General features: G+C 60.6%; 16 protein-coding genes. 2 read left to right on the top strand and 14 right to left on the bottom strand.

What is annotated here, in order from left to right; genetic code table 11:
• Nucleotides 1–80: 80 nt before the first annotated feature.
• From AC3WK5_RS24065 to AC3WK5_RS24020, 10 genes are all read right to left on the bottom strand, one after another.
• Nucleotides 81–404, bottom strand: coding sequence for a DUF3392 domain-containing protein (locus AC3WK5_RS24065; protein ID WP_054594469.1), 324 nt, complete (start codon nucleotides 402–404; stop codon nucleotides 81–83).
• A 9-nt stretch (nucleotides 405–413) separates the two neighbouring features.
• Complete coding sequence (hemW, locus tag AC3WK5_RS24060; RefSeq protein ID WP_103316779.1) at nucleotides 414–1,616, bottom strand: radical SAM family heme chaperone HemW; 1,203 nt, start codon at nucleotides 1,614–1,616, stop codon at nucleotides 414–416.
• Nucleotides 1,613–2,209: an RdgB/HAM1 family non-canonical purine NTP pyrophosphatase gene (rdgB, locus tag AC3WK5_RS24055; protein ID WP_103316777.1), complete on the bottom strand. Its 597-nt coding sequence runs from the start codon at nucleotides 2,207–2,209 to the stop codon at nucleotides 1,613–1,615. The genes hemW and rdgB overlap by 4 nt, the downstream gene beginning before the upstream one ends.
• Nucleotides 2,206–2,640: a DUF4426 domain-containing protein gene (locus tag AC3WK5_RS24050; RefSeq protein ID WP_103316775.1), complete on the bottom strand. Its 435-nt coding sequence runs from the start codon at nucleotides 2,638–2,640 to the stop codon at nucleotides 2,206–2,208. Before AC3WK5_RS24050 ends, rdgB begins: the two co-directional genes overlap by 4 nt.
• A gap of 24 nt (nucleotides 2,641–2,664) precedes the next feature.
• Complete coding sequence (metW, locus tag AC3WK5_RS24045; RefSeq protein ID WP_054594465.1) at nucleotides 2,665–3,285, bottom strand: methionine biosynthesis protein MetW; 621 nt, start codon at nucleotides 3,283–3,285, stop codon at nucleotides 2,665–2,667.
• A gap of 7 nt (nucleotides 3,286–3,292) precedes the next feature.
• Nucleotides 3,293–4,432 (bottom strand): homoserine O-succinyltransferase MetX, encoded by a 1,140-nt coding sequence (metX, locus tag AC3WK5_RS24040; protein WP_103316774.1) that lies wholly within the window; start codon nucleotides 4,430–4,432, stop codon nucleotides 3,293–3,295.
• Nucleotides 4,433–4,639: 207 nt separating this feature from the next.
• Nucleotides 4,640–4,936: a DUF167 domain-containing protein gene (locus AC3WK5_RS24035; protein ID WP_103316772.1), complete on the bottom strand. Its 297-nt coding sequence runs from the start codon at nucleotides 4,934–4,936 to the stop codon at nucleotides 4,640–4,642.
• Entirely contained in the window at nucleotides 4,936–5,523 is a 588-nt protein-coding gene (locus AC3WK5_RS24030; protein WP_103316770.1) for a YggT family protein, read from the bottom strand. The genes AC3WK5_RS24035 and AC3WK5_RS24030 overlap by 1 nt, the downstream gene beginning before the upstream one ends.
• A gap of 24 nt (nucleotides 5,524–5,547) precedes the next feature.
• Nucleotides 5,548–6,366 carry a pyrroline-5-carboxylate reductase gene (gene proC, locus AC3WK5_RS24025; RefSeq protein ID WP_103316768.1) on the bottom strand — a complete coding sequence of 273 codons (819 nt, stop codon included), beginning with the start codon at nucleotides 6,364–6,366 and terminating at the stop codon, nucleotides 5,548–5,550.
• 34 nt (nucleotides 6,367–6,400) lie between these two features.
• Nucleotides 6,401–7,099: a YggS family pyridoxal phosphate-dependent enzyme gene (locus tag AC3WK5_RS24020; RefSeq protein ID WP_054594460.1), complete on the bottom strand. Its 699-nt coding sequence runs from the start codon at nucleotides 7,097–7,099 to the stop codon at nucleotides 6,401–6,403.
• Between the two features lie 56 nt (nucleotides 7,100–7,155).
• Between AC3WK5_RS24020 and AC3WK5_RS24015 the strand changes: the two genes are divergently transcribed.
• Nucleotides 7,156–8,190, top strand: a complete 1,035-nt coding sequence (locus tag AC3WK5_RS24015) for a type IV pilus twitching motility protein PilT (RefSeq protein WP_103316766.1) — start codon at nucleotides 7,156–7,158, stop codon at nucleotides 8,188–8,190.
• 62 nt (nucleotides 8,191–8,252) lie between these two features.
• Here AC3WK5_RS24015 and AC3WK5_RS24010 read toward each other — a convergent pair whose 3' ends face one another.
• A complete protein-coding gene (locus tag AC3WK5_RS24010) occupies nucleotides 8,253–8,876 on the bottom strand; it encodes a C40 family peptidase (RefSeq protein WP_054594458.1) in 624 nt (207 codons plus the stop codon).
• A gap of 251 nt (nucleotides 8,877–9,127) precedes the next feature.
• Here AC3WK5_RS24010 and AC3WK5_RS24005 point away from each other — a divergent pair, with 251 nt between their 5' ends.
• Nucleotides 9,128–9,547, top strand: coding sequence for an NINE protein (locus AC3WK5_RS24005; protein ID WP_019694078.1), 420 nt, complete (start codon nucleotides 9,128–9,130; stop codon nucleotides 9,545–9,547).
• A 45-nt stretch (nucleotides 9,548–9,592) separates the two neighbouring features.
• On the opposite strand, the gene AC3WK5_RS24000 is transcribed toward AC3WK5_RS24005, so the two are convergent.
• From AC3WK5_RS24000 to pyrR, 3 genes are read right to left on the bottom strand one after another with little or no spacing between them, the layout of a single operon-like run.
• Nucleotides 9,593–10,864: a dihydroorotase gene (locus tag AC3WK5_RS24000; RefSeq protein WP_103316763.1), complete on the bottom strand. Its 1,272-nt coding sequence runs from the start codon at nucleotides 10,862–10,864 to the stop codon at nucleotides 9,593–9,595.
• Nucleotides 10,861–11,865, bottom strand: a complete 1,005-nt coding sequence (locus tag AC3WK5_RS23995; RefSeq protein ID WP_019694074.1) for an aspartate carbamoyltransferase catalytic subunit — start codon at nucleotides 11,863–11,865, stop codon at nucleotides 10,861–10,863. Before AC3WK5_RS23995 ends, AC3WK5_RS24000 begins: the two co-directional genes overlap by 4 nt.
• Nucleotides 11,866–11,891: 26 nt before the next feature.
• Entirely contained in the window at nucleotides 11,892–12,398 is a 507-nt protein-coding gene (gene pyrR / locus AC3WK5_RS23990) for a bifunctional pyr operon transcriptional regulator/uracil phosphoribosyltransferase PyrR (protein WP_054594456.1), read from the bottom strand.
• Nucleotides 12,399–12,456: the final 58 nt, after the last annotated feature.

The raw sequence follows: 12,456 nt of genomic DNA, 5'->3' as shown, positions 1-12,456 counted from the left end.
CTACCGGCAAAAAAAGCATCGATCTCAATCCAATGTGGGAGCGAGCTTGCTCCCACAGTTGTTTTGTGGCGGGTTCGGGCTCAGCGGCGGTCGGCGACGACGCCGATCAACACCAGCACCACCAACAACACCGGCGCGAGGCTGTAGTTGTTGAACTGGCTCAGGCCGCGAACAATCCACGGCGTGGCGTAGATCAGGGCGGCGCCGCTGCCGATCATGCACACCAGGGCCATCAGCGGGACACGCAAGGCGCCGGCAATGCTGCCCAGGCGTTGATCGATCCAGCCTTTGATATCGGCGCCAAACAGCACCAGCAGGCAGCCCACCAGCGCCAGAGCGATTTCCGACAGGTTGCTACGGCTCCAGCGGGACACGGTGGCAAGCAGATCGAGTACCAAATCCATTCGATTTCCTTAAGTCAGAAAATTCTGCAGCAAGTCATTGAGGAACAGCTGTCCGCGCATCGTCGCCGCCAGACGTGACGGTTCGACCTGCAACAAGCCACTTTGTTCGGCCTCGCGTCGGCCTTGCGCAAGGCTTTCCAGCGTCAGGCCGGTGCGCTCCGGATATAGGCGCGCCTCGACACCTTCGGTCAGACGCAGGGCATTCATCAGGAACTCGAACGGCAGTTCTTCGTTGGTCAGGGCCTTCTCACCCGCTTGAAAGCTTTTTGCCGGGTTGAGGTAGTCCTTCGGCAGGCGAGTCTTCCAGGTGCGGACAATGCGTCCGTCCGGATGGCTGAGCTTGCCGTGAGCCCCGGCGCCGATGCCGATGAAGTCGCCAAAACTCCAGTAATTGAGGTTATGCCGCGCCGGACGACCGGGTTGGGCATACGCCGACACTTCGTATTGGGCGTAACCGTGTTCGGCCAACAGCGCCTGACCGGCCTCTTGAATGTCCCACAGGGTGTCATCTTCCGGCAGGGTTGGCGGCTGGTTCCAGAACACCGTGTTCGGCTCCAGCGTCAGCTGATACCAGGACAGATGAGTCGGCTTCAGCGCGATGGCCTGACGCAGATCGTCCAGCGCGTCGTCCAGGGACTGATCGGGCAAGCCGTGCATCAGGTCCAGGTTGAAGTTGTCGAACCCGGCCTGTCGGGCCATGCCCGCCGCGCGAATCGCTTCATCGCCGTTGTGGATCCGGCCCAGGGCCTTGAGTTTCTCTTGCTGGAAGCTCTGGATACCGATCGACAGGCGATTGATACCCAAGGCGCGGTAAGCGACGAACTTTTCCTGTTCGAAGGTCCCGGGGTTGGCTTCCAGGGTGATTTCGATATCGCTGGCAAACGGGATTCGCTGTTCCACACCTTTGAGCAAGCGGCCCAACGCTTGCGCGCTGAACAGGCTCGGTGTGCCGCCGCCGAAGAAGATCGAGCTCAGCTCGCGCCCATAAACCGCATGCAAGTCTTGATCGAGGTCGGCCAGCAGGGCGTCCACGTACTCTTCTTCCGGCAGCACCGGGCTTGCGGTGTGGGAGTTGAAGTCGCAATAAGGGCATTTGCGGACACACCACGGAATGTGGATGTACAGCGCCAGGGGCGGCAGCACTGGCAGGGCCGCCCGAGGCGATTGCGCGCCGCCGTAAATCAGCGGCGACGCGGACGAGTCGTGGGTCATTTCAGGCTCAGGCGTTGGCGCAGCAAATCCATTGCACGGGCGCGGTGGCTGAGCTGGTTTTTCTCGGCCGGGCTCAATTCTGCACTGGAGCAATCACGCTCCGGTACCCAGAACAGCGGATCGTAGCCAAAACCGTGTTCGCCGCTGGCTTCGGTCAGGATGCGCCCGTGCCACAGGCCTTCGCAGAGAATCGGCAGCGGATCATCGGCATGGCGCACCAGCGCCAGCACGCAGACAAACTGCGCACTGCGTTCGGCTTCGGGGACGTCTTTCAGGACGTCGAGCAGCTTGGCGTTGTTCGCCGCGTCGCCCTGGCCGTCGGCATAGCGCGCCGAGTAGATGCCCGGCGCACCGCCGAGGAAGTCCACCGCCAGCCCCGAATCATCGGCCAGTGCCGGCAAACCGGAAATGCGCGAGGCATTGCGGGCCTTGAGGATGGCGTTTTCGACGAACGACAGGCCGGTTTCTTCAGGCTCGACGCTGCTGAATTCGCCAATTGAGCGCAGGCGCACCGATTCGCCGAGCATGGCCTGGAGTTCTTTGAGTTTGCCGGCGTTATGGCTGGCCAATACGAGTTGCGTGAAATTGATCATTCGCCGGGGAAGAGCTCTTGGTTGAAATTGATGGTGTTGATCTTGTCGCCGGTTTGCACGTTGATTTCGAAGGTGCGCACTTCCTGCTGATCTACCGGGAACTGGGCGATGTAGTAGACGGCCCCGGTTTCGGTGATCTGTTTGAACTTCAGCGGGATGCTTTTGCTGGTCAGGTCTTTCACCGTACCACTGACCTGGGCGATGACCGGTTTGTTGGCCTTGATCACCGACACATTGATCACACCCTGATTCTTGCTGCGGACCAGTTCGGCGTTTTTGGCGATATCCGGCGTCAGGTAGGTGGAATTGAAGGTGTTGTAGTGCACCGTCACGTCACCGAAAGTTTCCTGACGTTCGCCTTTGATCGGTTCGGCGGCCATGGCGCTGGCGCTCAGGCAGGCTGTTAACAGAAACAGGGCTAGACGACCCATGATCGCTCTCCTCGAAAAACCTCGTTAAACCGCTACCTGGTGATCCTGCAGGCCAGGACTGCTGACGCGGTAGATGCCAATCTCACCTAATAGATTAGGCCATAGCTTACTGGCCCACCCGTGTCGGTGTTGTTGATCGACAGCAAGTCGGTCGATGACCTTGGCTTCACGTTCGCGGCACAGCGCCTCAAAGTCTGCAAAGGTGCAGAAGTGGATGTTTGGCGTGTTGTACCAGGTGTACGGCAAAAACTCCGAAACCGGCATCCGGCCCTTGCTCGCCAGGTACCAGCGGCAGCGCCAGTGACCGAAGTTGGGGAAGGTGATGATGCACTGGCGACCGACCCGCAGCATTTCGTCGAGGATCTTGTCGGGGTAATGCACGGCTTGCAGGGCCTGGGTCATCACCACGATGTCGAAACTGTTGCTGGCAAAGTTGCCCAGGCCCTTGTCCAGGTCCTGCTCGATGACGTTGATGCCCTTGGCCACGCATTCGGCGATGTTGTCCGCGTCGTTTTCCAGCCCATAGCCGGTCACTTGCTTGTTATCGCGCAGCCAGGTCAGCAGCTCGCCGTCGCCGCAACCGAGGTCGAGCACGCGGCTGCCGGCGGGGATCCATTCCTGGATGATTTCCAGATCGGCTCTCATGTCTTCCTCAAAGCGAAATTCGGTTCATGTAATTGCGAAACGCCTGCAAGTAGCGCGGGATCGGAATCAGGAAGGCGTCGTGGCCTTGCGGAGCATCGATCTCCAGGTAGCAAACGTCTTTCTTGGCCGCCATCAGCGCGTCCACCAGTTCCCGCGAGCGGGCCGGGGAGAAGCGCCAGTCGGTGGTGAAGGACATCACGCAGAACTTGGCCTGGGCTGCCTCGAAGGTTTTCGCCAGGTTATCGTCGAAGTTCGCTGCCGGATCGAAGTAGTCCAGCGCCTTGGTCATCAGCAGGTAGGTGTTGGCATCAAAACGCCCCGAGAACTCCTCGCCCTGATAACGCAGGTAGCTTTCGACCTGGAACTCGACGCTGTGGAAGTCGTAGTTGAGCTTTTCGCTCTTCAGGCCACGGCCGAATTTCTCGCCCATGGAATCGTCCGACAGGTAGGTGATGTGCCCGACCATCCGCGCCAGCATCAGCCCGCGCTTGGGGATCACGCCCGCTTCCTGGAACGAACCGCCATGGAAATCCGGGTCGGTGAGGATCGCCTGGCGCGCCACTTCGTTGAAGGCGATGTTCTGCGCCGAGAGTTTCGGCGCCGAGGCAATGGCCAGGCAGTGACGGATGCGATCAGGGTAAGTGATGCTCCACTGCATCGCCTGCATGCCGCCCAGACTGCCGCCGATCACCGCGGCCCACTGGTTGATGCCGATCCGGTCCGCCAGACGCGCCTGACTGTGAACCCAGTCTTCCACGGTCAGCACCGGGAAGTCGGCACCGAACGGTTTGCCGGTGTCCGGGTTGGTGCTGCTCGGGCCGGTTGAGCCGTTGCAGCCGCCGAGGTTGTTCAGGCTGACCACGAAGAACTTGTTGGTGTCGATCGGTTTGCCCGGGCCGATACAACTGTCCCACCAACCGGGTTTACGGTCTTCGGTACTGTGATAACCGGCAGCGTGATGGTGACCCGACAAGGCATGGCAAATCAGCACGGCGTTGCTCGCCGTGGCGTTCAGCGTGCCGTAGGTTTCATAAATCAGGTCATAGGCTGGCAAGGAGCGGCCGCAGGCAAGGGCCAGGGGCTCGCTGAAGTGCGCCACTTGCGGCGTCACCAGACCAACAGAATCGGCGGGAAAGGCAGTTGGCATCGACCCTGCTCTCGTTGAAATGAGGCGTAAGTCTAATGAGCAGGGCCCCCAGCGGCAAGCAAAGGCCGGGCCTGATTTCATTCAGTTCTACCGAGGTGCTGCCATCGCGGGCAAGCCTTGCTCCTACAGCGTTTGTGTCGGTCGCGGATTTGCGCACAACCCGTGACCCGTAGGAGCAAAGCTTGCTCGCGATGAACGATAACGCGGTCAGCCTGCCGGGCGCACCAACCCCGGCAACTCCGGCAGTTTCTTCGGCGAGCTGATCCGAACCCGCTTCTGCCGGTTCAGCTCGCCGCTGATCAGGCTTACCTGGCTCTTGGACACGCCAAACGCCTTGGCCAGAAACGCCATCAGGTAGGCATTGGCCTTGCCTTCGACCGGCGGGGCGGTCAGGCGGATCTTCAGCCGATCGCCGTGCAGCCCGCAGAAATCATCGCTGCGGGCCGCCGGTTGCAGGTGACAGTCGAGGATCAGGTCATCCCCGTCCCAGCGAAAGTAGCTCATCAGATGAGCCCGAGCAGCCCCTGCGGCATGAGGGCAAAGTACGCAAGGCGTGGGATCAGCCAGCTTTGCAGCAACTGGATCACGATAAACGCAAAGATCGGCGAGATATCGAGGCCACCCAGGTTCGGCACTATACGGCGGAATGGGGCGAGTACCGGTTCAGTAATCTGAGCGACCAGCTCTGCGCCCGGATTGTGGCTCCCGGGGGCGACCCAGGACAGAATCACGCTGATGATCATCGCGTAGAACAGAATATTCAAAAACAGCGAGAAGATCGCGATCAGTGCCCAAGGCACCAAAAGCAGGAAGTCGACCAGGAAGCCTTTGAGCGCCAGGATGACGGCTATCAGCAGCATCTGCACGATCAGCGCCAGTACAAGAGACGACATGTCGAGCCCGAACATGCTTGGGATTACCCGGCGCAGAGGCTTGAGCAGCGGTTGAGTGGCTTTCACGATGAACTGGCAGAGCGGGTTGTAAAAATTCGCCCGAACCAGTTGCAGGATAAAACGCAGCAGCACGATCAGCAGGTACAGGCTGCCCAAGGTTTTGATGATGAAAATGGCAGCGTCATTGAGTCCGAGCATTATGGATTCCTTTGTAAGAGCTGATTAGCGACCCAGTTGCTCGGCCATCTCGGCTGAACGGTGGGCTGCGGCGCCGAGTGCTTTTTCGACCAGGGTTTCAAAGCCACCGGCCTGGAAGGTCTTGATCGCGGCTTCGGTGGTGCCTGCTGGCGAGGTCACGCGACGGCGTAGTTCAGCGGCGTCGACGTCACTGGCGACGGCCATGTGCGCAGCGCCCAACGCGGTTTGCAGGGTCAGCTGGGCGGCGATGTCCCGTGGCAGGCCAAGTTTCTCGCCCGCAGCGGTCATGGCTTCGATCAGCAGGAAGAAGTACGCAGGGCCCGAACCGGAAACGGCGGTGACCGCATCAAGTTGTTGCTCTTCGTTCAGCCACAGGGCGATGCCAACGGCAGACAGCAGCTCCTGGGCCTGCTGACGCTGTTCGGCAGTCACTTGGGCTGTGGCGTACAAACCGCTCACGCCCTGACGCAGCAGCGCCGGGGTGTTGGGCATGCAACGCACGATTGGCTGAGCACCGAGCCAGTTGTTCATGCTGGCGCAGGTGATCCCGGCGGCAATCGACACCACCAGTTGATTCGGCGCCAGGCTTGGGCGCAGTGCTTCACACACGGCTTTCATGGCCTGGGGTTTGACCGCCAGCACGACCACGTCTGCGCCTTGAATGGCGTCGGCGTTGTTGGCGAACGTTTCGATGCCGTGTTCGGCGGTTACCCGTGCGCGAGTTTCAGCGCCCGGGTCGCTGGCGCGGATCTGTGCAGCGTCCAGGCCTTTGGCACGCAGGCCGCCGATCAGGCTGGCGGCCATGTTTCCGGCACCGATAAAGGCAATTCGTGTCTTGCTCATGTCAGGTCCTTATTAGAGAGGTAAGTCAGCCACGTTACGGCTGACCGTAGTCGCGGGCACCAAACAGGGCCGTACCGATACGAACCCAGGTGGCGCCCATGGCAATGGCCGACTCCAGGTCGTGGCTCATGCCCATGGAAAGTGTGTCGAGTGGCAGATTCAGGCTGGCTTGCAGGCTTTTGTTCAAGTCACGTACGGCTGCAAAGGCTGCGTCCTGAGCTGCGCGATCTTCAGTCGGCTCGGGAATTGCCATCAAACCGCGCAGTTTCAACCGCGGCAGCGCGCTGATAGCGCTGGCCAGTGCCGGCAGATCGGCCGGGGTGCAACCGGATTTACTGGCTTCACCGCTGACATTGACCTGAATGCAGATGTTCAAGGGTGGCAGCTCGGCCGGACGCTGTTCGGACAGGCGTTGTGCGATTTTCAAGCGATCCACGGAATGCACCCAGGCGAAGTTCTCGGCGATAGCACGCGTCTTGTTCGATTGAATGGGGCCGATGAAGTGCCAGATCAAGGGCAGGTCGGCCAACTCGAGCTGTTTGCCCAGGGCCTCCTGCAGATAGTTCTCGCCAAAGTCGTGCACGCCGGCGGCATAGGCTTCACGCACGGCATCGCTGGGCTTGGTCTTGCTCACGGCCAGCAGGCGGACGCTGTGCTCGGCACGTTGCGCGGCTTGCTCCGCTGCGCGGATACGCGCAGCTACCTGCGCTATGTTGTCTGCTATCGTGGACATTCAAGGGACGCCGGCAGTCTGAGGTTCGCGGCATTCTACTGGAATTGGGGAGTGCTATGGATATCACTGAACTGCTGGCGTTCAGCGCCAAACAAGGGGCTTCCGACTTGCACCTGTCGGCGGGGCTGCCGCCGATGATCCGGGTGGATGGCGATGTGCGGCGGATCAACCTGCCGGCGCTGGATGACAAGCAGGTGCGCGAACTGATCTACGCGATCATGAACGACAAGCAGCGGGTGGAGTTCGAGCAGGCGCTGGAGACCGACTTTTCCTTCGAGGCGCCGGGTGTGGCGCGCTTTCGGGTCAATGCGTTCAATCAGTACCGCGGCCCGGGCGCGGTGTTCCGGACCATCCCCTCGAAAATCCAGAGCATGGAAGATCTGGGCATGGGGAATGTGTTTCGCCGTATTGCCGAGGTCTCGCGCGGGCTGGTGCTGGTCACCGGGCCGACAGGTTCCGGTAAGTCGACCACCCAGGCGGCAATGATCGATTACCTGAATAACCACCGGCATCACCATATCCTCACCATCGAAGACCCTATCGAGTTCCTCCATGAATCACGCAAATGCCTGATCAATCAGCGTGAAGTGCACCGCGATACGCGCAGTTTCGCTACGGCGTTGCGTTCGGCATTGCGCGAGGACCCGGATGTGATTCTGGTAGGGGAAATGCGTGATCTGGAGACTATCCGCCTGGCGCTGACGGCGGCCGAGACCGGGCATCTGGTCTTTGGCACCCTGCACACCAACTCGGCGGCGAAAACCATTGATCGGGTGGTGGACGTCTTTCCGGGTGACGAGAAGTCGATGGTGCGTTCGATGCTCTCGGAGTCACTGCAGGCAGTGATATCCCAGAGCCTCATCAAGAAAATCGGCGGTGGCCGGGTAGCGGCCCACGAAATCATGCTGGGCACCTCGGCAATTCGTAACCTGATCCGCGAAGACAAGATTGCGCAGATGTACTCGTCGATTCAGACCGGGGGTTCGTTGGGGATGCAGACGCTGGATATGAGCTTGAAGGAACTGGTGAACAAAGGCCTGATCACTCGCGAGCATGCGCGGGAGAGGGCGCGGTCACCGGATAATTTCTGAGAGGGGATTGCAGGTCTGTGGTGAGGGGGCTTGCCCCCTCACCACAATGATCTTGCTTCGAATCAGCGCTGAGCGAGGCGCAGGGTTTTCGATTCTTTCGTTTCAACCCGCTTGGCAACCACGTAATGGCTTTCCCAGTACGGTTTCTTCAGGGTGTCGATGGTCACCGACTTGCCACGACGCGGTGCGTGGATGAAGCGGTCGTTGCCCAGGTAAATGGCGACGTGGTTGACCTTTCGGCTCTTGATATTGAAGAAAATCAGGTCGCCCGGCTTCAAGTCCTTGCGATCGACTTTCTGTCCGTGACCGGCGGCCATGGCGTTGGATGTGCGTGGCAGATCAGCCGCACCCACGCCATTGAAGGCGTATTTCACCAGCCCGCTGCAATCGAAGCCTTTACTTGGGCTACTGCCGCCCCAACGATAAGGAGTGCCAAGCACGTTTACTGCACGGCTCAGTACATTGCTGCTTTGTTTGGCTCCCATTGGCGGGACCGGTTTGCTGTCGGCCTTGCTCAGGTGAGTCAGACCTTTTACAGCGTGTTTGTTTTTGCTGGTGACGGCAGAAACATGAGATTTTGGGGTGTAACCATTAACGTTTGGAAGACGTTGCTCACGATTGGTGGCGTGGGCGGCCAGTGGCATTAATAGGCAAATGGTTAGCCATGTCTTGAAAAATGGACGCATTAGGCAAGGCTCTATGTAGGTAAGCGCGCAACTTTATAACAGCTTTTTTGTCCTTTCCGAGGCCGTTGGTCGATTCAACCCGGGGGTCAACTGCAGCAAAGAAGCGGCAAACGGACTCAATTGTCGGACAGAAGTCAGGTGTTACAAGGCTTTGACGGGAGACAAGGTAGCATTTGCCACACGTCGGTCGCCTGTAAAAAAGTCACAAAGAATTCAAGAATATTTATCTATCGAGGCAAATGAGGGAACCCATGAACACCTATCGTCAGGATGTTTCACACCAGGACACCCACAGCAAGGTGATCGGTTACCTGCTGTGGATTTTCGGTTTTACCGGCTCTCACCGTTTCTATTACGGCAAGCCGGTGACAGGTACGATCTGGTTTTTCACCTTCGGGTTGCTGGGCATTGGCTGGCTGATCGACCTGTTCCTGATCCCGGCGATGGACCGTGAAGCGGACCTGCGTTTTACCGCTGGTCCTATCGAGTACAACGTTGCCTGGATCCTGCTGACCTTCCTGGGCGTGTTCGGTCTGCACCGCATGTACCAAGGCAAGTGGCTGACGGGCCTGCTGTACCTGGTGACCGGCGGGTTGTTCTTTCTGGGGGTGTTGTATGACTTCTGGACATTGAATGACCAGATCTCGGTGCGTAACGCGCAGAGCCGCTGAATATGTGGTGAGGGGGCAAGCCCCCCTCACCACAGGTGACGCGTTTTACGCCTGGTGGCTGATCCGTCCGTCCACCAGGGTGTAGCGCACCACGCCTGGCAGGCTATGGCCGAGGAACGGGCAGTTTTCGCCTTTCGACAGCCAGTGCTCACCGGCTACGGTGGAGGCGGCTGGATCGAACACCACCAGATCCGCCGGAGCGCCCACCACCAGCTTGCCTACCGGCAGGCGCAGGGCATCGGCCGGACCGGCACTCAAGCGTGCCAGCAGCGTCGGCAGGTCGAGCAAACCGTCTTCTACCAGCGTCAGGGCCAGCGGCAGTAGTAGTTCAACGCTGCTGATGCCCGGCTCGGTCGCGCCGAACGGTGCCAGCTTGGCGTCGCGCTCGTGCGGCTGGTGATGGCTGGAGATGGCTTGAACCACCCCCGACTTCACGGCAGCGCGCAGGCCATCACGGTCAGCACGGGTGCGTAGCGGCGGCTGGACGTGGTACAGGCTGTTGAAGTCGATCAGCGCCTCGTCAGTGAGGATCAGCTGATACAACGCCACATCGGCCGTCACTTTCATGCCACGGGCCTGAGCCTGAGCAATCAATGCCACGCCACGGGCGCTGGTGAGCTGGCTGAAGTGCGCACGTACGCCGGTTTGTTCGACCAGCAGCAGATCGCGGGCCAGGGCCACGGTTTCAGCGGTTTCGGGAATCCCCGGCAAGCCGAGGAAACTCGCGGTCGGGCCTTCGTGAGCCAGGCCACCTTCGGCGAGGTCATGATCCTGCGAATGGAAGATCACCGTCAGGTCGAACGTCGCCGCGTATTCCAGTGCCCGGCACAGGGTCCGGGTGTTGCGGAAACTCTCGAGGCCATTGCCGAATGCAATGCAGCCAGCATCGCGCAGGGCAATCAGTTCCGCCAGCTGTTCGCCGTCCAGCCCTTTGCTCAGGGCGCCAATCGGGAACACTTTGGCATTACCGGCTTCGCGGGCGCGGTCGAGGATCAGCTCAGCCACGGCGGAGGTGTCCAGCACCGGTTTGGTCCGTGGCGGGCAGCACAGGCTGGTGACGCCGCCGGCCGCAGCGGCGCGGGTTTCACTGGCAATCGTGCCTTTGCGGCTGTAACCCGGTTCGCGCAGGGCGACGTTCAGGTCGACGAGGCCGGGGGCGACCACCAGGCCTTTGGCCTCAATGGTCTCGACAGCGACGAAACCGGCTGGAGCGGCGCCAATGGCGACTATCTTGCAGGCTTCAATGTGAATATCGGTGACTTGATCCAGGCCGCTGCTTGGATCGATGACGCGGGCGCCGAGAATGCTGAGCTTCACTGGGCCTTCTCCTGCTCGAATTGGCGCTGGGCAGTCTGCCCGCTCATGGCCATGGACAACACGGCCATACGAATGGCAATCCCGTAGGTCACCTGATTGAGGATCACCGAGTGCGGACCGTCGGCCACCGCCGATTCGATCTCCACGCCCCGGTTGATCGGGCCCGGGTGCATGACGATGGCATCCGGTTTGGCACCGGCCAAGCGTGCAGTGGTCAGGCCGAACAGGCGATAGAACTCGCCCTCGCTTGGCAGCAGGCCGCCGGTCATGCGTTCACGCTGCAGGCGCAGCATGATCACCACGTCGACGTCCTTCAGGCCTTCGGTCATGTCGGTGTAGACCTTCACGCCGTACTGCTCGATACCGATCGGCAGCAGGGTTTTCGGCGCGATCACGCGGATGTCCGGGCAGCCGAGGGTTTTCAGCGCGAGCATGTTCGAGCGTGCAACCCGCGAGTGCAGGATGTCGCCGACGATGGCCACCGAGAGGTTTTCAAAGCTGCCTTTGTGCCGCCGGATGGTCAGCATGTCGAGCATGCCCTGGGTCGGGTGGGCGTGACGGCCGTCGCCACCGTTGATGATCGCCACCTGTGGGCAAACATGTTCGGCGATGAAGTGCGCGGCGCCAGAGTCGCCGTGGCGCACCACGAACATGTCGGCGGCCATGGCTTCAAGGTTGCGCAGGGTGTCGAGCAGGGTTTCGCCCTTGCTCGCCGACGACGTCGACACGTTCAGGGTGATTACGTCTGCCGACAGCCGCTGGGCTGCCAGTTCGAAGGTGGTACGGGTGCGGGTGGAGTTTTCGAAGAACACGTTGCACACGGTCTTGCCGCGCAGCAGCGGGACTTTCTTGACCGCCCGTGCGCCGACTTCAAGGAATGAGTCGGCGGTGTCGAGGATTTCCGTCAGCAGCTCGCGGCGCAGACCGTCGAGCGAGAGGAAGTGGCGCAGCTGGCCCTGATCATTGAGCTGCAGCGGGCGCTTGGTGTCTAAAGGCGTCATCGCAATGGACTCTTTAAAAGGGCGAATTAAAGGGCGAGGTCTTGCAGTTCGAGCTGCAGCGGGTCAGGGCCGGTCAGCTTGACCCGTTCGTGGGCCGCCAGCGACAGGGTGGCGCCCACCACGTCCGGGCGGATTGGCAGCTCGCCGGCATCCAGGTCGAGCAAGCACACCAGGGTGATGCTGGCCGGACGGCCGTAGTCGAAGAGTTCGTTCATGGCGGCGCGGATTGTCCGACCGCTCATCAGTACGTCGTCGATCAGCACCAGGTGCTGGCCTTCGATTTCGAACGGCAGTGCCGAAGGGCGCACCTGTGGGTGCAAGCCGCTCTGGCTGAAGTCGTCGCGGTAGAAGGAAACGTCCAGGGTGCCCAGTGGCGCGTCGCTGCCCAGCTCTTCGAGCAAGGCCTGGGCGACCCACACGCCACCGGTGCGAATGCCGATGTAGCGCGGTTCGCTGATGCCACGGTGTTCAAGATGGGCCTTGAGGCGGACCGCCATTTGGCTGATCAGTTCGGCGGGATTGGGCAGGCTCATGGTTGCTCCTTCATGGGCCCGAGCACGCTGCGTGCACAGTGCGGCTCGGGTTGTAGCG

Source organism: Pseudomonas sp. FW306-02-D09B, assembly GCF_058782685.1.
Note: the sequence above shows the minus strand (reverse complement) of the source record. Positions and strands in the feature narration are given on the sequence as shown.